Annotated in this window: 16 protein-coding genes; 7 read left to right on the forward strand and 9 right to left on the reverse strand. The window is 65.4% G+C overall.

The annotated features are described in order from the left end of the window. Positions 1-205: 205 nt before the first annotated feature. From BM374_RS33930 to BM374_RS33945, 4 genes are all read right to left on the reverse strand, one after another. Entirely contained in the window at positions 206-1048 is an 843-nt protein-coding gene (locus BM374_RS33930) for a carbohydrate ABC transporter permease (RefSeq protein ID WP_502689484.1), read from the reverse strand. Positions 1049-1100: 52 nt separating this feature from the next. Then, a complete protein-coding gene (locus BM374_RS33935) occupies positions 1101-2057 on the reverse strand; it encodes a carbohydrate ABC transporter permease (protein WP_092302819.1) in 957 nt (318 codons plus the stop codon). A gap of 156 nt (positions 2058-2213) precedes the next feature. Next, the gene (locus tag BM374_RS33940) at positions 2214-3557 is read right to left on the reverse strand and encodes an ABC transporter substrate-binding protein (protein ID WP_092302821.1); all 1344 of its coding nucleotides are present in this window, start codon (positions 3555-3557) and stop codon (positions 2214-2216) included. Positions 3558-3647: 90 nt separating this feature from the next. Further along, positions 3648-4691 carry a C-terminal binding protein gene (locus BM374_RS33945; protein WP_092302823.1) on the reverse strand — a complete coding sequence of 348 codons (1044 nt, stop codon included), beginning with the start codon at positions 4689-4691 and terminating at the stop codon, positions 3648-3650. Between the two features lie 260 nt (positions 4692-4951). Between BM374_RS33945 and BM374_RS33950 the strand changes: the two genes are divergently transcribed. Continuing rightward, positions 4952-6637 (forward strand): methyl-accepting chemotaxis protein, encoded by a 1686-nt coding sequence (locus BM374_RS33950; RefSeq protein ID WP_092302825.1) that lies wholly within the window; start codon positions 4952-4954, stop codon positions 6635-6637. Between the two features lie 132 nt (positions 6638-6769). On the opposite strand, the gene BM374_RS33955 is transcribed toward BM374_RS33950, so the two are convergent. Next, positions 6770-7747 (reverse strand): Bug family tripartite tricarboxylate transporter substrate binding protein, encoded by a 978-nt coding sequence (locus tag BM374_RS33955; protein ID WP_092302827.1) that lies wholly within the window; start codon positions 7745-7747, stop codon positions 6770-6772. A 162-nt stretch (positions 7748-7909) separates the two neighbouring features. Further along, positions 7910-8845, reverse strand: a complete 936-nt coding sequence (locus tag BM374_RS33960; protein WP_177248725.1) for a DMT family transporter — start codon at positions 8843-8845, stop codon at positions 7910-7912. Positions 8846-8950: 105 nt separating this feature from the next. Between BM374_RS33960 and BM374_RS33965 the strand changes: the two genes are divergently transcribed. Beyond that, a complete protein-coding gene (locus tag BM374_RS33965) occupies positions 8951-9340 on the forward strand; it encodes a DUF1330 domain-containing protein (RefSeq protein ID WP_177248726.1) in 390 nt (129 codons plus the stop codon). On the opposite strand, the gene BM374_RS33970 is transcribed toward BM374_RS33965, so the two are convergent. Both BM374_RS33970 and mgtA read right to left on the reverse strand, forming a co-directional pair. Continuing rightward, the gene (locus BM374_RS33970) at positions 9337-10269 is read right to left on the reverse strand and encodes a DMT family transporter (RefSeq protein ID WP_092302831.1); all 933 of its coding nucleotides are present in this window, start codon (positions 10267-10269) and stop codon (positions 9337-9339) included. The two genes, BM374_RS33965 and BM374_RS33970, sit on opposite strands and share 4 nt — an antisense overlap. 155 nt (positions 10270-10424) lie before the next feature. Beyond that, positions 10425-12923, reverse strand: coding sequence for a magnesium-translocating P-type ATPase (mgtA, locus tag BM374_RS33975; RefSeq protein ID WP_092302833.1), 2499 nt, complete (start codon positions 12921-12923; stop codon positions 10425-10427). A 191-nt stretch (positions 12924-13114) separates the two neighbouring features. Here mgtA and BM374_RS33980 point away from each other — a divergent pair, with 191 nt between their 5' ends. From BM374_RS33980 to BM374_RS34000, 5 genes are all read left to right on the forward strand, one after another. Continuing rightward, on the forward strand, positions 13115-14383 hold the full coding sequence (locus tag BM374_RS33980; RefSeq protein ID WP_092302835.1) for an efflux RND transporter periplasmic adaptor subunit: 1269 nt from the start codon (positions 13115-13117) through the stop codon (positions 14381-14383). Beyond that, positions 14380-15606, forward strand: coding sequence for an ABC transporter permease (locus tag BM374_RS33985; RefSeq protein ID WP_092302837.1), 1227 nt, complete (start codon positions 14380-14382; stop codon positions 15604-15606). The genes BM374_RS33980 and BM374_RS33985 overlap by 4 nt, the downstream gene beginning before the upstream one ends. Further along, positions 15599-16282 carry an ABC transporter ATP-binding protein gene (locus tag BM374_RS33990; RefSeq protein WP_092302839.1) on the forward strand — a complete coding sequence of 228 codons (684 nt, stop codon included), beginning with the start codon at positions 15599-15601 and terminating at the stop codon, positions 16280-16282. Before BM374_RS33985 ends, BM374_RS33990 begins: the two co-directional genes overlap by 8 nt. 199 nt (positions 16283-16481) lie before the next feature. Beyond that, a complete protein-coding gene (locus BM374_RS33995) occupies positions 16482-17774 on the forward strand; it encodes an adenylosuccinate synthase (RefSeq protein ID WP_092302841.1) in 1293 nt (430 codons plus the stop codon). Between the two features lie 37 nt (positions 17775-17811). Next, the gene (locus tag BM374_RS34000; RefSeq protein ID WP_092302843.1) at positions 17812-19389 is read left to right on the forward strand and encodes a hypothetical protein; all 1578 of its coding nucleotides are present in this window, start codon (positions 17812-17814) and stop codon (positions 19387-19389) included. Between the two features lie 128 nt (positions 19390-19517). Here BM374_RS34000 and BM374_RS34005 read toward each other — a convergent pair whose 3' ends face one another. Beyond that, positions 19518-19793: a hypothetical protein gene (locus BM374_RS34005; protein WP_244552795.1), complete on the reverse strand. Its 276-nt coding sequence runs from the start codon at positions 19791-19793 to the stop codon at positions 19518-19520. Between the last annotated feature and the right edge of the window lie 30 nt (positions 19794-19823).

A 19823-nucleotide genomic window follows, 5' to 3' on the forward strand; every position in this document is an offset into this window, starting at 1 on the left:
TCGCGCCGCAAAGGACGTGCGCTCCCTCTCCCGCTTGCGGGAGCGGGCAGGGGTGAGGGCTCTTTCCTCTTGGGGAGTCTTCGTTGTCGAGAGACCCTCTCCCCAACCCTCCCCCGCAAGCGGGGAGGGAGAGGACCGTCTTCCTGGTTAATGTTTTGAGCCAGTCTGACTGTTCTGACGGCCATTCGCCGGGAGAACGAGAAAGCTACTCCTTGACCGCGCCGGTGAGAGAAGAGACGTAATAGTCCACGAACAGCGAGTAGAAGACCGCAACCGGCAGCGAGCCGAGCAGCGAGCCCGCCATCAGGGCGCCCCACTGGTAGACGTCGCCGGTGACGAGCTCGGTCAGGATCGCGACCGGCACGGTCTTGTTGGCGCCGCTCTGGATGAAGGCGAGCGCGTAGATGAACTCGTTCCAGGACAGCGTGAAGGAGAAGATGCCGGCCGAGATCAGGCCGGGCACCGCCAGCGGCAGCGTGATCCGGCGCAGGATCTGCAGCCGCGTCGCGCCGTCGACCAGCGCGCATTCCTCGAGCTCGTAGGGGATCGACTTGAAATAGCCGATCAATAGCCAGGTGCAGAACGGCACCAGGAAGGTCGGATAGACCAGGATCAGCGCCAGCGGACTATCGAACAGGCCGAACTGCACCACGACGGTCGCGAGCGGAATGAACAGGATCGACGGCGGCACGAGATAGGCCAGATAAATGCCGAGGCCGACATAAGGACTGCCGCGGAACCGCAGGCGCTCGATCGCGTAAGCGGCCAGCGTGCTCGCGATCAGCGACAGCGTGGTCGCCCCGATCGCGACCATCATCGTCGTCCACAGCCAGCGCGGATAGGCGGTGTCGAACAACAGGTGCTTGACGTGCGCCAGCGTCGGCGAAGAGATCCAGAACGGGTTGTGCTCCCGGTAATTCATCAGCTCTGCGTTCGGCTTGAACGAGGTGATCGCCATCCAGTAGAACGGAAACAGCAGGATCAGCACGAAGCAGCCGAGCGGCAGATAGATCATCATCAGCCGCCGCAACCCGGAATCCCACGCCATGGCTTCTGGCGCGGCTTTGGCGTTGGCGATGGTGGAGGCTTGCGCGACGCTGTCAGTCATTGGCCTCTCCCTGCTGCCATTTGCGGCGCGCCAGGCCGAAATAGGAGAACAGCGTCGCGAACACCAGGAACGGGATCATGGATACCGCGATCGCGGCGCCTTCGCCTAGCTCGCCACCGGCGATGCCGCGCTGGAACGCCAGCGTCGCCAGCAGATGGGTCGAGTTGCCCGGCCCGCCGCGGGTGATGGCGTAGACCAGCTGGAAGTCGGTGAAGGTGAAGATGATCGAGAAGGTCATGACGATGGCGAGGATCGGCATCATCATCGGGAAGGTAATGTAGCGGAAGCGCTGCCAGGCGCTGGCGCCGTCCAGCATCGCGGCCTCGTAGAGCGAGGGCGAGATGGTCTGCAGGCCCGCCAGCAGCGAGATCGCGACGAAGGGAATGCCGCGCCAGATGTTGGCGGCGATCAGCGAGAACCGCGCCGGCCAGGGCGAGCCGAGGAAGTCGATATTGCTCGACTTCCAGTGCAGCACGTCGACCAGCAGATAGGAGATGATCGAGAATTGCGGATCGTAGATCCACCAGAACGCCAGCGCCGACAGCACCGTCGGCACGATCCAGGGCAACAGGATGATTGCGCGCAAGAGGCTCTTGAACGGAAAATGGTTGTTCAGCAGCAGCGCCAGCCAGAAGCCGAGCGCGAACTTCCCGAAGGTCGCGATGCCCGTGTAGATCACGCTGTAGGACACCGCGCCCCACCATAGTGGATCGCTGAGCAGATACTGGAAGTTATCCAGGCCGACGAAAATGCCCTTCTGGCCGATCGTGGTGTCGGTGAAGGCGAGCCAGATTCCGAGGCCGAGCGGGTAGGTCAGGAACACCGTCAGCAGCCCGATCGCGGGTGCAAGGCACATCGCGATCAGGAACGGCTTGTAGTCGAACAGGCGAACGAGCCAGTTGGGTTGGCGGTGGATCAGGGCGGGAGCGGGAAGCGTCGTCACGGACATTTGGTCGTTGTCCTGTTCTCGGCTGTTACCACATCGTCATTCCGGTTCGATGCGCAGCATCGAACTACGGTGCGCTCTCGCGCACCTGAGAATCCCGAGATTCCGGGTCTGGTGCTCGCGCACCATCCCGGAATGACGGCCGTTTGTGTCCGGCCGTCACCTCTGCCGCCTGAAATACCGCTTGCAACGCTGCTCGGCTTCTGCGGCCGCGGCCTCCGGCGTGGCCGCGCCGGTCGCAACGGAAGCGAACATCTGGATCAGCACGTAGTCGGCGCTGACGGCACCGGTCGCCGTCGAGATCGGACCTTTGTAGCCGTCGTAATAGCTGCTGTTCATGGTGTCCTTGAAGATGGCGACCTTGGAATCACCTTTCCACACGGCGGCCTCCGCATAGGCGGCGAGCGGCTGCGCCCAATAGCCGGAATTGGCATTCAACCACGGCTCGTACTGGTCCTTCTCCAGCATGTATTGCAGGAAGGCCTTTGCGGCATTGGGGTACTGGCTGTGCTTGAACACCATGGCGTTCAGCGTCAGGCCCGCCATCGGCGAGATCTTCGCCACGCCCTTTGGAAGGAATTGATGCTCGGTGTCGTCGGCGATCGCCTTGGTCGCCGGATCGTTCTTCAGCGCGAAATAGAGCGAGACGCCGTTGGCGGTCAGCGAAATCTCCTGTGCGGCATAGGCGCGGTTGTTGCTGACGTCATTCCAGGACGTCGTGCCGGCGATGAAGGTCGGGTAGAGCTGCTTGACCCAGTTTAGCGCGGCGATCGTCTCCTTGCTGTTGATGGTGACATTGCCCTCTTCGTCCAGCAGGGCTGCGTTGTGTGACCACAGCGCCCAGTTGGCAAATCCGTTGCCGTCGCCTTTGGCGTTGCCGAGCGCGAAGCCCGCGGGCTTGCCGGCCTTTTGCAGCTTCTGGCAGAGGTCGAGAATGCCGGCGTGGTCCTCGGGCACCTTGTCGAAGCCGACCGACTGCAGGATCGATTTGCGGTAGACCAGCGGCCCGCCTGAGGCGCCGAACGGCAGGCCGATCCAGGTGTCGCTCTTGTTCTTCTTGCCGTAGCGCTGTGCCAGCGGCAGCCAGCCGCCATAGCGCTTGCCGACATAGTCGGCGACGTCAGTCAGTTCGATCAGCTTGTCGATATAAATGTGCGGTGCGTCCGAGAAGCCGATGATGATGTCGGGGCCTGCGCCGGAATTGGCGGTGACCGCGGTCTGCTGGCTGATGTCCTCCCAGCCGACGAAATCGACCTTGACCTCGACGCCGGTCTCCTTGGTGAATTTGGCTGCATTGGCGCGGAACACGTCCTCGTCGGCCTGGACGAAGCGCACCGGCCGCAGCATGCGCAAGCTTGCGCCCTTCTCGATCGGCAGTTTCGGTGCGGGCACGTCCGCGGCCTTGATCGCGGATTGAGCGTGCGCTGCAACACCCGTGGCAGCGACCGTTGCAGCTGACAGACCCAGCGCCAAGGCATCACGACGTGTGATGTCGTTCCTCATTAGTTCCTCCCTATGTTGTCTCCCTTCCCGGCGTTGATCGCCGGTGAAGGGCCGTTCGGTTTCCCTGCGCGGTTGCCGCGCGGGACCGCCTTAGCTGTTCGGACCGCGGTCCATGCCGACCGGCTGCCAGCGGCGGAGCGCGGTGTCTTGCAGCACCGACGGGTTGACGCAGCTTACCGGCCACATGCCCTGAAGCACCAGTGACAATTCGTAGCCCACCCGGCGCTTGCGCGCCTCGTCGAACCGTGCCGAGGCCGAGGCGACGTGGGCGGTCAGGGTCACGTTCTCCATGCTCAGAATCGGGTTGTTGTGCGAAGGCGGCTCCTTCTCCAGCACGTCGAGCGCGGCATGCGCGATCCAGCCCTCCTGGAGCGCCTTGATCAGGCCTTCCTCGTCCACAGTGGCGCCGCGTCCCGTGTTGATGAAGATCGAACCCTTCTTCATCTGCCGAAAATGCTTCTCGGTCAGCATGTGATGCACTTCGGGCCGCGCGGGCGCGTGCATCGAGACGAAGTCGGATTGCGACAGCACCTCGTTCAGCGTCGCCGGGATTACGCCGTGGTCCCACATCAGTGTTTCCTGGATGAAGGGATCATAGGCCATCATGCGCAGGCCAAACGGTGCTGCACGCTTCGCAACCGCGCGCGCGACGCGGCCGAACGAAATGAATCCGAGCGTCTGGCCCATCAGCCGCGGGATCTTGAGCAGCGCCGGCCGGCCCTCGGCCCAGCGCCCGGTGCGCACCATCCTGTCCTGCTCGACCAGGCGGCGGAAGCCCGACAGCAGCAGCATCATGGCGTGGTCGGCGACTTCCTCGATGAAGGTGTCGGGGATGTTGGTCACGGGAATGCCGCGCGCGGTCGCAGCCTTGACGTCGACGCTGTCGACGCCGACCGAGCCGAGCGTGATGACCTTGCAGTTCTCAAGCGCGTCGATGATGGTCTTGGTGATCGGGATGCCTTTGGCGTAGATCGCATCGGCGTGCTTCGCGGCGGCGATGAACTCGGCCTCGTTGGCCGGCGCCTCGACGATCTCGGCATCGATCGGATCGAGCGCCTCGCGCTCGTAGGAATAGTCGCTGCCGGCGACCGTGAAGCTTGCGCCCTTCGGCGTCACCACCTTGTATTTCGGCATTTCCTGCTCCCGATTTGGTTTGTCGGTTCTTGTTGCGGGCCCGGCCTTCTGGACGGGCCTTTGCGTCTTTTACGCGAAATCGACGCGACCGCGTACAATTCCCGGTTGCCGCAACGGCGATTATTTACCGTTTTTCCCGGCAGCGTACGGGCTTCTACGAGGCTGTGTAAGGAACTTGCTAAGGGATATCCGACTAAAGTTGATTCAACTTCGATCGATTCAGTCGCGTGCCCGCATCCCTTTTTCTCCGGAGCCATCTCGTGAAGTTGAGCAATCTGAAGATCGCCCCCAAGCTTGGCATCCTTGTCGGCGTCACCTTGTTCGGCCTGTGCATCTCCGGAGTCCTGGCCGGTTACGTGATGAAGCGCGAGATGGTGAACGCGCGCATCGATCAGACCAAGGCGATCGTCGAGCTGGCCCGCAACATGGCGCTCGCCTTGAAGAAGAAGGTCGATGCCGGCGAGATGACCAAGGACGCGGCGATGGCCGAGTTTCGCCTGCTCGGCAACGCCATGACATACGACAAGGGGGCGGGATATCTGTTCGGCACCTCGTATGACGGCATCACCCAGCTTGCGCCGGACCCGAAGCAGGTCGGCCAGAACCGCATGAACACTCTCACTAACGGCCGCAACCTCTCCAAGGAATGGATGGATGGTGTAAAGGCCAACGGCGAGATGCTGTTGTTCTACGAATATATGAAGCCCGGCCAGGAAACGCCGATCCGCAAGATCGGCTATGCCGTGGCCGTTCCTGGCTTCGACATGTATCTCGGCACCGGCGGCTATCTCGAGGACATCGACACCAAGATGGTTCCGGTCTATTGGCTGCTCGGCTTTGCGATGCTCGGCATCGTCATCATTGCCGGCAGTGTCGCCTGGATGCTCGGTCGCAGCATCAGCCGGCCGCTGGGGCTGCTTGGTGGCCGTATGAAGGATCTCGCTGACGGCAAGCTCGACGGCGACATCCCCGGCGTCGGCCGTGGCGACGAGGTCGGTGCGATGGCGGCGACCGTACAGATCTTCAAGGACAACGCGGTCCGCATCCGCGACCTCGAGCAGACCGAAGCTGCGGCGAAGGAGCGCGCCGCAGCGGAACGTCGCCGCGCGATGGAAGATATTGCCAACGATTTCGAACGCAGCGTCAACGGCATCGTCCGCTCGGTCTCCACGGCCGCCGCCGGCATGCAAACCACGGCGCAGTCGATGACGGCCACCGCCAGCGACGCCTCGTCGCGCGCGGCAACTGTTGGTGCTGCCTCGCAGAAGGCGTCCGGCAATGTCGGCACGGTTGCAGCCGCCGCGGAAGAGCTTTCGAGCTCGGTTGCGGAAATCTCCCGCCAGGTGACGCGCTCGACGGAAGTGGCGAGCCGCGCCGTCAGCGACGCCGAGCGTACCAACGCCACGGTGCAGGAGCTCTCGACCGGCGCCGAGAAGATCGGCGAGGTGGTCAAGCTGATTCATTCGATCGCGGCGCAGACCAATCTGCTTGCGCTCAACGCCACCATCGAGGCGGCGCGTGCCGGTGAATCCGGCCGCGGCTTCGCCGTCGTCGCCTCCGAGGTCAAGGCGCTGGCCAACCAGACCGCCAAGGCGACCGAGGAAATCTCCGCGCAAGTCGCAGCGATGCAGACCTCGACCAGCGACGCGGTCGCTGCGATCGGCGGCATCACCCAGACCATCGCCGAGATGAGCGAGATCACCGCCGGCATTTCCGCCTCGATCGAGCAGCAGGGCGAAGCGACGCGCGAGATCGCCCGCAACATCCAGTCGGTCGCGACCGGCTCGAGCGAGATCAATGCCCATATCGGCAGCGTCGCCTCGGCCGCGGAAGCGACCGGCACCGCCGCCGGCGACGTGCTGACCAATGCCCGCGAGCTGGACCACCAGTCCGGCGCGCTGCGCAGCGCGGTGGACGGCTTCCTCGCCAAGGTGCGCGCGGCCTAAATTCTTGCACTGAATTCGTAGGGTGGGTTAGCGCAGCGTAACCCACCACTTCTGTCGCCGCGGAGATTAAAGAGGTGGGTTACGCCTTCGGCTAACCCACCTTACAGCTTTTGTGTCCCGGCTCACGCGCTCCTACTGCTTCTCGATCCCCGCGTCCCTGATCAGCCTCTCCCACAGCACCAGCTGCTCATTCACGAACGTGCCGAGCTCCTCGGGCGTGCCGGAAAACGCGTCCATGCCGAGTGTTGCGAGCTGGGTCTTGATCTCCGGCTTCTCGACGATCTTGCGGATCTCGGCGTTGAGCCGGGTCACGATCTCCTTCGGCAGGCCGGCGGGGCCGAAATAGCCCTGCCATGACGAGATATCGAAGTCAGGCACGCCCGCCTCCTGCATCGAAGGAAGACTGGGCACCAGCGGCGAGCGGTCCTTGGTCGTGACGGCGAGCGCCCGCAATGCGTTGCCCTGGACATGAGGCAGGCCGGTCAGGATGTCGACGAACATCATCGAGACCCGCCCGCCCATGACGTCGTTGAGAGCGGGCGGCGAGCTCTTGTAGGGCACGTGCAACAGGTCGAGCCCGGCATTGTGCGCGAAGGTCGCGCCCGACACGATCGCCGAAGACGAGCCCGAGGCATAGCTCAGCTTGCCCGGATTGGCCTTGCCGTAGGCGACGAGCTCGGCGACGGTCTTGGCGGGCACGTCCGGATTGACGACCAGCATGAAGGGCAAATCGCCGGTCCGCGCGATCGGGGTGAAATCCTTCACCGGATCGTAAGTGAGGCTCTTGAGCAGATAGGGATTGGCCGAATGGGTCGTATTGGTCGTCACCAGCAGCGTGTAGCCGTCCGGGGCGGCCTTCGCGACGTAGGTCGCCGCGATCATTCCATTTGCGCCGGCCTTGTTCTCGATCACGATACCGACGCCCAGCGCCTGCGACAGGTGCTGCGAGATCAACCGCGTCGTGGTGTCGGTGCCGCTCCCGGCCGCAAAGGGAAGCACCAGCGTAATGTTGCGGCTCGGCCAGGAATCGGCCTGCGCGGTGGATGCGGCGGCAAGACACAGCACAGCGGCGCCGACGGTGCGCAGCGCGCGCACAAGTGATGACAGCATGGTTGGACGTTCCCTTTTTTTTCGTTGGCGGGGAACCTAGCCGGTTCATATGAGAATCGAAAGGCGCGAGTTGTCGCTCGCTCTCGTGCCCCGGACGCAGCGCATCACTGCGTGCTGCGCTGCGCCCGGGACACGAGACTCACCTTCGTCCGCAACGCGGAATTACTTCACCGCCGAGCCCTGGCGCGAGGCGATGACGACGCCGGCGAGCACCAGCGCGTAGCCGATCAAATGGAACGGCTGCAGTTGTTCACCAAGCAGCAGGATCGCCATCGCCGAGCCGAACACCGGCACCAGATGGAAGAACGGCGCCGCACGGTTCGGCCCGATCAACGCGACGCCGCGGTTGAAGAAGAGATAGGCCAGCGTCGAGGGGAAGACCAGGATGTAGCCGAGCGTCATCAGCGTCACGGCGTCGAATTGAATGACATTGCCGTGCAAGGTCTCCCAGACCGCCGTCGGCAGCAGCATCGTGGCGCCGCAGCAGGTCGTGAAGGACAGGAACGACAGCTGGTGGACCTTCGGCCGGCGCGGGATGAAGGCGGAGTAGAGGCCGAATGCCACCAGCGAGGAGGCGAACATGATGTCGCCCCTGTTGAACGAGATGCTGGCCAGCGCCGCGAGATCGCCGCGCAGGATGATGATGAGCACGCCGACCAGCGAGATCGCGATCCCGGCAAGCTGCGCGGCGGTCAGCCGCACGCCGAACAGCACCAGCGACCATAGCGCCACGAACAGGGGACCTGCCGACTGGATCAGGAGCGCGTTCAGCGCCTCCGTATACTGCATCGCCCAGTACGAGATCGCGTTGTTGAAGGCAAAGCCGACCAGCGACAGAAACAGCATCAAGGGCAGGCTCTTGCGCAACGCCGGCCAGTCACGCTTCAGATGCGGCCAGGAAAACGGCAGCAGGATCAGGAACACGCCGAACCAGCGGATGGTGGTGATCGTCAGCGGCGGCACGTGTGCGCCGACATGGCGCGCGAGCACGATGTTGCCGGCCCAGAAGAGCGAACTGAGGCTGAGCAGCAGATAAGGCTGGTTGTTGAGCCAACTGGCGGGATTCGTGGCCGGTGGCGCGGGCGAAGCGATCGTCATGGGCGTCGGTTGCGACCTTGCGCTGGATTGCCGCCGCGACACAAGTCACGCCGCCGCAATGCTACAATGCAGGTGCGACCAGAGGAGGTGCCATTGGCGGTCAATATGTTGAACATTCAGGGGCTCGAGGCGCTCGATCGGCATGCGCCGGTGGTGATGCTGAATCTGATGCGTTTCCACGCGCGCTCGCGTGACGGTGACGGCTCCGGCTGGGACGCCTATTTGCGCTACAGCGCGATCACCGTGCCCATGATCAAGGCGCGCGGCGGCACCCTGCTGTGGACCGGCGAGGCCAAGGCCATCGCACTCGGCCCGCATGGCGGCAACAACTGGGATTTCGTCGCGCTGGTCTACTATCCCTCGGCCGCGGCGTTCCTCGACATGATGACGTCGGAGGCTTACGAGCGAGAGGCAGATCCGCATCGCCTCAACGGCTGTGCCGAGCATGTCATCATCGCGACGAGCGAGGCGTACAGCAAATTCAGGACGACCTAGCTCGTCTGCTTCCTTGACGCCACGATCACGCCCGACAGCACCAGCGCGAAGCCGATGAAGTGGAAGACTTGCGGCAGCTCGCCGAGGAACACCATCGCCATGATCGAGCCGAACATCGGCGTGACGTGGAAGAACGGCGCGGCGCGGTTGGCGCCGATCAGCCGGACGCCGCGGTTGAAGCAGAGATAGGCGAGCGTCGAGGGGAACACCGAGACGTAGAACAAAGTGAGCAGGTTCGGCCCGTCCAGCTTCATGACGGGGCGGGCCGATATCTCCCATATCTCCAGCGGAATGAGGCAGGCCGCGCCGGCGCCGAAGGTGAAGGCGAGGAACGACAGGCCGTGGATCGGCGGCCGCTTCAAGGTTAGCACCGAATAGAGCGCGAAGATGATCAGCGCGACGATGAAGATCAGGTCGCCCTTGTTGAAGGCGATGTTCGACAGCGTGGTGATATCGCCGTGCAGCAGGATGATCAGCACGCCGCACATCGACAGAGCTACGCCAAAGGCCTGCGCGGCGGTGAGGCGGATGCCGAGGATGACCAGCGACCACAGCGCCACGATCAGGGGCGCGGCCGACTGCAGCAGCAGGGTGTTCAGCGCCTGGGTGTGCTCCAGCGCCCAATATTGCAGGGTATTGAAGGCGCCGATGCCGGTGATCGACAGCACGATCATCAGACCGAGCTTGTCACGGATCGCAGGCCAGTCCTCCGCGAGATGTTTCCAGGCGAACGGCAGCACCAGCAGGAAGGCGAAGAACCAGCGCAGGAACGAGAGCGTCACCGGCGGGATGTGGCCGGCGGCGAGCCGCCCGACGATTGCATTGCCGGCCCAGCACAGCGCGGTGATGCTGAGCAGGAGATATGGCTGGTTGGCAATCCAGTGCTGGCCGGATGTTTCGGCGTTCGTGGTCTGGCCGGTGGCGGACATTGTGATTGTTGTGGCCCCGCGTCATGCGCCGAGCCTTCGGCCCGGCGGATGTTCGGGCCGTCCCATGGCCCGGCAGGATCCAAAGACACGGAAATCGGCCTGATATCAATGGGGCGGGGCGCATCGCCTCCATGCGTTGGGCGAGCCGGGGAACTTCAACCACTCCGCCCCGCGCGCATCGCGAACGGCTTCAAGAGCTCGGCGCAGGCGAGATAGACGACGACGAGAACAGCAATGCCTGCCGTCATGATCGGTGGCGGTGCGACGAAGCCGAACCAGGCTCCGAGCGGCGTGAATGGCAGGACCATCGCGACGAGCAGTGCGACCAGCGAGGAGGCCGCGAGCGCGGGATCCGGCCAGTTGCGCCATGGCCGCCCGTTGGTGCGGATGACGAAGATGACCAGGATCTGCGTCGCCATGGATTCGACGAACCAGGCGGTGCGGAATTCGTCCGGCGAAGCCTTGAACAGGTACAGCAGCGCGCCGAAGGTCAGGAAGTCGAACAGCGACGACAGCGGTCCCATGATCGCGGCGAAGCGCACCAGTCGCGACATGCTCCACACCTGCGGCTGCGCGGTCGCTTGGGCCGCGACGCGGTCGAAGGGAATGCCGAGTTCGGAGAGATCGTAGAGCAGGTTGTTGAGCAGGATCTGCGTCGGCAGCATCGGCAGGAACGGCAGGGCGATCGAGGCGGCCGCCATCGACAGCATATTGCCGAAATTCGAGCTCGCGCCCATGCGGACATATTTGAGTATGTTGGCGAAGGTCCGCCGTCCTTCCTCGACGCCGTCGGCGACGACCTCGAGATCCGACGCGAGCAGGATCATGTCTGCGGCGGCCTGCGCCACGCCGGTTGCGCCGTCGACCGACAGGCCGACATCGGCGACCTTCAGGGCCGGCGCGTCGTTGATGCCGTCGCCCAGGAAGCCGACCACCTCCTTGCCCGCCTGCAGCGCCTTGACGATGCGCGACTTCTGGTCTGGCGCGAGCCGGCCGAACGCATCGGTGGAACGCACCTGCACGATGAGCGCCTCGTCGCTCAGCTCGGCAATCTCGGCACCCGACAGCACGCGTTCGGCGTTGAGGCCGACCAGACCGGCAAGCCGCTTCACCACCACGGGATCATCACCCGACAGGATCTTGAGGCTGATGCCGCTCGCCGCGAGGCGGGCGATTGCGGCTGCCGCCGTGGGCTTCGGTGGATCGGCGAAGGCGCAAAAACCGTCGAAGACGAGGTCGGTTTCGTCGTCCGTTTCGACGTCGCGGAGCGCGCCGTTCCAAGGCCGGGAAGCAACGGCCACGGCGCGCAGGCCCGCGGTCGCGAGCTCATGCACGCGAGCCGTCGCTGCGTCGCGCGCCTGCTCGTCGATCGCACACAATGCGAGCACGGCCTCCGGCGCGCCTTTGACGATCAGGAGCGCGCCTTCGGGACCGGTTGCGAGCACCGATCCCAAGCGGCGCGAGAAGTCGAACGCCTGTCGTCCGGCCAGCGACCAGCCTTGGGGGGCGTCCGGCCGGCCGGCGACGAGCGCGGCATCGAGCGCGCCGCGGTCGCCGCCGAGCGATGCCGCGATGGCTCCGAGCTGCGCGGCGCGAGCGTCGTCCTTGCCGGCGGCATCGAGGCTTCTTGCAAGCGTGATCTCGGCCGAGGTCAGCGTGCCCGTTTTGTCCGTGCAGAGCACGGTCATGGCGCCGAGATCGTGGATCGCGGCAAGCCGCTTCACGATCACCTTGCGCCCGGCCATGCGCAGCGCCCCGCGCGACAGCGTCACCGTGGTGATCATCGGCAGCAGTTCGGGCGTCAGCCCGACCGCGAGCGCGACGGCAAACAGCAGGGAATCGAGCACGGGTCGGCCGAACACGACGCGGATGGTGAGCACGACCAGCACCAGCGCCAGCGTGGCGCGCGCGATCACGAGGCCGAATTCGCGCAAGTCGCGCTCGAAGGGCGAGGGCGCCTGCGTTTCGGCAAGCGCGGAGGCCGCCGCTCCGAACACCGTGTCGCGACCGGTCCGGACCACGAGTGCGATCGCTTCGCCGGTCTGCGCCACGGCGCCGCGGAACAGCGCATTCGATGTGTCGTCGGGCCCGCTGGCGGCGCCGGCCTGCTTCTGCACGGGATAGGGTTCGCCGGTAAGCGCGGCTTCGCCCGCGGTGAAGGCCGTAGCTTCCAGGATCAGCGCGTCGGCGGGAATGATGTCGCCGGCGCGGACGCGCAGGATGTCGCCGGGCACGACCTGATCCACCTCCACCTCGCGAAAGCCGCCATCGCGCCTGACCTCGGCCTTGAGCGCGACGGAGCGGCGCAGGATCTCGGCGGCGCGGACCGCGTGGCCTTCCTGGACGGTGTCGAGCCCGATCGAGAGCGCGAGAATCAGCACGATGATGAGCCCGCCGATGTCGTCGCCGGTCAGCATCGAGATGATGCCGGCGACCAGCAGGATCAGCGACAGCGGCTCGAGCAGCCGGCGCAGGATCGCGCGCGCCGCGCCTTCGATGCGCGGCGGCGCATCGCTGTTCGGCCCGAACCGGTCGAGCCGTTCGGCCGCCTCGGCCGCGGTCAGGCCCGTCAGCCCGCAGCCGAGGCGGCTGCAGAGATCGGGAGGGGTCAGACGCCAGAAATGGGTGTCAGGACGGTTTGGATTTTCCAGCAAACACAGCTCCCGGTGTCAGGGCGTCTCATGTCGGCAGATGCATCTAAATTCGGCGTAACCTCTTGACCTAGGACAATCTCGATTTTCGACCGCACGTTAGCGTCGCGGCCAATCAGTCGGGTTGCGCCGTGTTCTCGGGGGCTGGGATCCGGATTCAGCGGCCGGCGCTGCGCGCGTTGCGGGACGATGTCATGGCCGAACAAGCTATCGTCCTGACACAGCACAGGCGATGGTTTTCCGTCACCAGGCTGTGGTCGGGATTTCTCAGTCACAAATGGTTCATTCTCGCGGTGACGGCGCTGCTCGGGCTCGGCGCCTGGCAGGGGGCGCGGGTGCTGCTCGGGCCCGCGATTGTGGTGGACCAGGTCAAGCTCGGCCGCCTCGTCGAGACGGTCGTGGCAAGCGGCCATGTCGAAACGCCATATCGCGTGGAGATCGGCAGCCAGATCACGGGCACGGTCGAGGACGTGCTGGTCCAGGAAGGGCAAAAGGTCGCCAAGGGCCAGCCTCTGATCTCCCTGGAGTCCCGCGAGCTGAGGGCGACCATGGTGCAGGCGCAGGGCGCGGTGGCGCAGGCAGAGGCCCGCATCAAGCAGCTCGAGGAGCTGACCTTGCCTTCGGCCAGGGAGGCGCTGACGCAGGCGCAGGCGACGCTGCTCAATGCCCAGCAGACTTATGACCGCACCGCCCAGCTCGAACGCAACGGCTATGCGACACGGGCCGCGCTCGATGATGCCCAGAAGACTCTCGACGTCGCGCGCGCGGCGATGCGCTCGGTGCAATTCCAGGTCTATACGGCCAGTCCCGGCGGCAGCGACTATGTGATGGCGCAGACCCAGGCCAACCAGGCGCGCGCCAATCTCGACACCGCGGAGTCGCGGCTCGGCTATGCGACGATCATGGCTCCTCGCGACGGTGTCCTGATCTCGCGCAGTGTCGAGCGCGGCACGGTGGTGCAGCCCGGCAAGACCTTGCTGGTGCTGGCGCCGGCCGGCGACGTGCAGCTCGTCTTGCAGATCGACGAACGCAATCTTGGCAAGATCTCGCTCGGGCAGAAGGCGCTTGCGTCTGCCGATGCCTATCCGGACCGGCGTTTCCCCGCGACGATCACCTATATCAATCCCGGTATCGATATTTCGCGCGCCTCCGTCGAGGTCAAGCTGACCGTCGCCGATCCGCCGGACTATCTGCGCCAGGACATGACCGTCTCGGTCGATGTCGAGGTCGCCGCACGCGACGATGCGCTGATCCTGCCGCTGCGCTCGGTGCACGACGTCCTGTCGGGAAATCCCTGGGTGCTCGGTATCAAGGATGGACGCGCCAGTCAGCGACCGGTGAAGATCGGGCTGCACGGCAACAGCCAGGTCGAGATCACCAACGGCCTTGCCGCCCGCGACGTTGCGATCCCGCAGAGTTCCGGCGTCCTGACCGGGCAGCGCGTGCGGCCTGTGCTGCAATGAACCGCTGGCTGCCGATCGAATGGGTCATGGCCGTGCGTTTCCTGCGCGAAGGCCGGCTGCAGACCATCTTCATCATCGGCGGCATCTCGATCGGGGTCGGCGTCATCGTCTTCATGTCGGCGATGCTCGCCGGGCTTCAGGCGAATTTCATCAAGCGAGTCTTGACCTCGCAGCCGCAGATCCAGCTGCTCTCGCCGGACCAGATCGCGCGCCTGCTGCGCAACAGTGCAGGCGAGATCGAAGATGCAATTGTCCAGCGCCCGAGCCAGCGGGTGATCTCGATCGATCAGTGGCCGAAGATCAGGGCGCAGATGCAGGCGATGCCGGAAGTGGTCACGGTATCCCCGACGATCCTGGGCTCGGTGCTCGCGGTGCGCGGCGATGCCAGCCGCTCGGTGAACCTGTCGGGTGTCGAGCCGGACTCCTACTTCAAGATCGTGAAGGTGCCGGACTATATCGTCGCCGGCGAGCCTCGCCTGACCAGCGAGGACATCATCATCGGCACCGAGCTGGCGAAGGATCTCGGTGCGACCGTCGGCGACAAGCTCAACGTTCGCGCCGCGACCGGCGCCACGCGCGTGCTCACGATCTCGGGCATCGTCGATCTCGGCAACAAGGGCGTCAACCAGCGCGTCTGCTATGCCGCGCTCCGGACCGCGCAGTCGCTGCTCGGCATGATCGGCGGCGTCACCACGATCGACATCACCGTCGCCGACATCTATGCGGCCGAGGAGATCGCCCAGCGCATCCAGGCCGCCAACGTGGTCGAAGCCGACAGCTGGATCAAGACCAATGCGCAGTTCTTCACCGCGGTGCAGGCGCAGCAGAATACCAACACACTGATCCGCCTGTTCGTCGGACTCTCCGTGGCGTTCGGCATCGCGGCGGTGCTCATCGTCTCGGTGATCCAGCGCTCCAAGGACATCGGCATCCTGCGCGCGATGGGAACCTCGCGAGCTAAGATCCTGCGCGTCTTCCTGGTTCAGGGCGGCCTGCTCGGCTTCGTCGGTTCGCTGGTCGGCGCCGCCATGGGCGCATTTGCGTTGGTCTATTGGCACTCGGTGGCCCGCCAGGCCGACGGCACCGAATTGTTTCCGCTGATCCTGGAGCGATCCCTGTTCATCTACACGGCATTGCTTGCGACCGGCACCGGCATCCTGGCCGCGATGGCGCCGGCGATCCGTGCGGCCAAACTCGACCCGGTGGTGGCGATCCGTGGCTAATGAGATCCTGAAGCTCGAACGTGTGTGCAAGGCCTATAATGTCGGCCTGCCGACCGAGACTGAAGTGCTGCATGACATCGATCTCGAGCTCGACCATGGCGAGTTTCTCGCTTTGATCGGCCCATCGGGCTCCGGCAAGAGCACGCTGCTCAATATCGTGGGCCTGCTCGATCAGCCGACATCGGGCCGGCTCTCGATCAAGGGCCACGACACCGCCTCGCTTGGTGACGCCGAAATCACCCGCCTGCGCGGCCATACCATCGGCTTCGTGTTCCAGTATCACCTCCTGATCTCGGCCTTCACGGCGCGGGAGAACGTCATGATGCCGATGCTGGTCGATCGCGGCTTTGCGAGCGCGGAGATCGAGGCGCGGGCCGATCGCTTGCTGGCGCAGGTGGGGCTGGAGAGATTCGCCGGCAACCTCGCCAACAACATGTCGGGCGGCCAGCAGCAACGGGTGGCCGTGGCGCGCGCGCTGGCGATGGGTCCGGACCTCGTGCTGGCGGACGAGCCGACCGGCAATCTCGACACCCGATCGGCCGATGCCGTGTTCGAGCTGATGCGGCAGGTCAATCGCGTCAGCGGAACGAGCTTCCTGCTCGTGACCCATAATATGGACCTGGCGCAGCGCTGCGACCGCATCATCGAAGTGATCGACGGCCGCATCCGCGCCTAACGTCGTAGACGCCGGCCCGGCAGGACGGATTTTTAGGGGATATCAAAGGCTTGGATCGCGTAATGGGCCCGAAAAAAGCCCCGTTCTTGCTTGCCTAGAGGGGCTGCATCCTTTATCCGGTTGGCTGCCTCGCGTGCGAGCGGCCTTGGGCTGTGGATTGGCTGGGCGCATCTAAAATCTTCGAAGGGAATCCCCGCGAATGGCCAATGTTGTCGTCGTCGGCGCCCAGTGGGGCGACGAAGGAAAGGGCAAGATCGTCGACTGGTTGTCGGAGCAGGCGGACATCGTCGTCCGCTTCCAGGGCGGCCATAACGCCGGCCATACGCTGGTCATCAACGGCAAGACCTACAAGCTGGCGCTGCTGCCCTCCGGCGTGCTGCGCGAAGGCAAGCTGTCGGTGATCGGCAACGGCGTGGTGTTCGATCCCGCCGCCTTCCTCGACGAGGTCGCCAAGCTGCGCGCGCAGGGCGTCGCGGTGTCGCCGGAAAACTTGCGGGTCGCCGAGAACGTCACCCTGATCCTGCCGCTGCATCGTGAGCTCGACGCCTTGCGCGAGTCCTCCAATGCGGCGACCGCGATCGGGACCACGCGCCGCGGCATCGGGCCGGCCTATGAGGACAAGGTCGGCCGCCGTGCCATCCGCCTGATGGACCTCGCCGACCTCAGCACGCTCCCGCACAAGATCGATCGCCTCCTGGCCCACCACAACGCGCTGCGTCGCGGTCTCAATCTGCCGGAATTCGACGGCAAGGAGATCCTGAAGGAGCTGAGCGCGCTGGCGCCGCAGCTCTTGCCTTACGCCGAGACCGTGTGGCGCCTGCTCGACATCGAGCGGCGCGCCGGCAAGCGCATGCTGTTCGAGGGCGCGCAGGGCGCGCTGCTCGACGTCGATCACGGCACCTATCCTTACGTCACCTCGTCCAACACGGTGGCGGCGCAGGCCGCGACCGGCGCCGGCCTCGGTCCGGGCGCGGTCGGTTACGTGCTGGGTCTCTGCAAGGCCTATACGACCCGGGTCGGCCAGGGCCCGTTCCCGACCGAGCAGGACAACGCGACCGGCCGCAAGATCGGCGAGCGCGGCCGCGAATTCGGCACCAACACCGGCCGTCCGCGCCGCTGCGGCTGGTTCGACGCCGTGCTGGTCCGCCAGGCGGTCCGGACCTGCGGCATCAACGGGTTGGCGCTGACCAAGCTCGACATCCTCGACGGCTTCGACACGATCGAGGTCTGCACTGCTTACAAGCTCGACGGCAAGGAGATCGACCATTTCCCGGCCGGCGAGGGCGCCCAGGCCAGGGTCGAGGCCATTTACGAGACCATCGAGGGCTGGAAGGAGCCGACCGCCAACGCGCGATCCTGGGCCGACCTGCCGGCCCAGGCCATCAAATATGTTCGTCGGATCGAGGAATTGGTGGGGTGCCCGGTCGCGCTGCTTTCCACCAGCCCCGAACGCGAGGATACTATCCTGGTGCAAAATCCGTTTGAGGCTTAACGATCTCTTACTAGGACGCGGGTATAGTTGAGTAGAAATGGCTGATTACTATCCGCTGATCGCCCGCGCTATTGCCGCCCTGGACCCCAACGCTCCCGGCGAAAGCCGGCGCGCGCTCTATGAACGGGCGCGCACGGCCTTGATCGCGCAGCTGCGCAGCGTGCAGCCGCCGCTCTCCGAATCCGAAATCACCCGCGAACGGCTGTCGTTGGAAGAGGCCGTCCGCAAGGTCGAATCGGAGGCCGCCCAGCGTGCCCGCGAGGCGTCGCGCCCCGGTGGCGGCGCCAAGGCTGGTGGCAGCGGCGATGCGTTCCGAAGGGCAAGCACCCGGGCGGCCGAGGGCAACGCATCCGCTCAGCCGGCCGCGCCGCGGGCTCGTCCCGCCGCACCGCCGCCGCGCAACGATCGCCCGCCGCTCGGCGGTGACGACCAGGGCGATGCCCCGCGTCCGCCGCGCGCCCCGCGTTTCGATGTGCCGCGCCCGCCGGAGCCGCCGGCGGCGCGCGATCGCTCCGCTCCACGCCGTCCGCCGGAGGGCGGATTGCCGCCGCCGATGCCGCCGGCGCCGGGCGTCCGCGGCTTCCGCGACATCACCGCCGACGCCAACGATCTCGGCGGCGCTGCCGCGCAGGCCAATCGTGCCGCGCGCCGCACCTACGCCAACGTGCCCTCGCCCTCGCCGGAATTCGACCGGCTCGAGCCGAGCCTGGAGAACCGCGCCGCCGAAGGTGAGGCGCCCTATTCCTATGACGAGTCGATCGAGGAGGCCGAGCGTTACACGCCGCAGCCGCCGTCGCCGCGTCCGCGCATTGCGCCCGACCGTGACGTCAAGAAGCGCGCCGGTAGAGGCTCGATGTTCCCGTTCAAGAGCGCGATCGCCCTTGGCATCATCCTGATCCTGGTTGGCGTCGGAATCGTCGCGCGCGAGCCGCTGGTCAAGACTGCGACCAATCTGCTCAAACCCTCGCCCACCCAGGTGGTGGAGGCGCCGAAGGATACGTCGCAGCCGCAGACCAAGCCGAAGATTCCGGATCGCGTCGGCCAGCCCTCGGCGAGCGACCAGCCGGTCGCGCCGGTAGCGCAGAAGGTCGTGCTCTATGACGAGGATCCGTCCGATCCGAAGGGCAAGCAATATGTCGGCTCGGTGGTGTGGCGGCTCGAGCCGATCAAGGCGTCGGGCAACCAGAAGGCCGACGTCGCGGTGCGCGCCGACATCGAGATCCCCGATCGCAAGTTCAAGATGACGATGTCGTTCCGCCGTAACACCGACTCGTCGCTGCCGGCGAGCCATACGGCCGAGCTGACCTTCGTTCTGCCGCCGGACTTTCCGGGTGGCAGTGTCTCCAACGTGCCGGGCATCCTGATGAAGTCGAACGAGCAGGCGCGCGGCACGCCGCTCGCCGGCCTCGCGGTCAAGGTCACCGACGGCTTCTTCCTGGTCGGCCTCTCCAACGTCGATGCCGACCGCAGCCGCAACGTCCAGCTCCTGAAGGAGCGCTCGTGGTTCGACGTGCCGCTGGTCTACGCCAATCAGCGCCGCGCCATCATCGCCATTGAGAAGGGCGCTCCCGGCGAGCGCGCCTTCAACGACGCCTTCGCGCAGTGGGGCGATTAGCCCGCTTGTGTCATTCCGGGGCGCGCGAAGCGCGAACCCGGAATCCATTGCGCAGCACGTGACGTAGAGAAATGGATTCCGGGTTCGGTGCTGCGCACCCCCCCGGAATGACATCCTGAAGGGCTGATCTACTGCGCCGCCGCTTCCCGCTTGCGGGCCGCTGCTGCGGCGGCGTGCTCGCGGTCCATTACGGCGCGGCAGCCGGGGCTGACCTGCGACCGGTTGCGGACCATGCAGGCGGTGATGCGCGGGATGTCGGGGATTTCATTGGAGCACAGCCGCATCGCATCGCCCGAGCACATCTGCTGGGCTTCGGGCGAAAAGGCGAGACCGGGTGATGTCTGGAGCGTGAAGGCGGTGGCGGTGAAGGCCAGTAGTGAAGCGATGGTGTGGTAGCGTGTCATGAACAATGCGTCCCCGAGTTCCGTGGATTG

Source organism: Bradyrhizobium sp. Ghvi, assembly GCF_900115265.1.
In the GTDB taxonomy this organism is placed as follows: Bacteria; Pseudomonadota; Alphaproteobacteria; order Rhizobiales; family Xanthobacteraceae; genus Bradyrhizobium.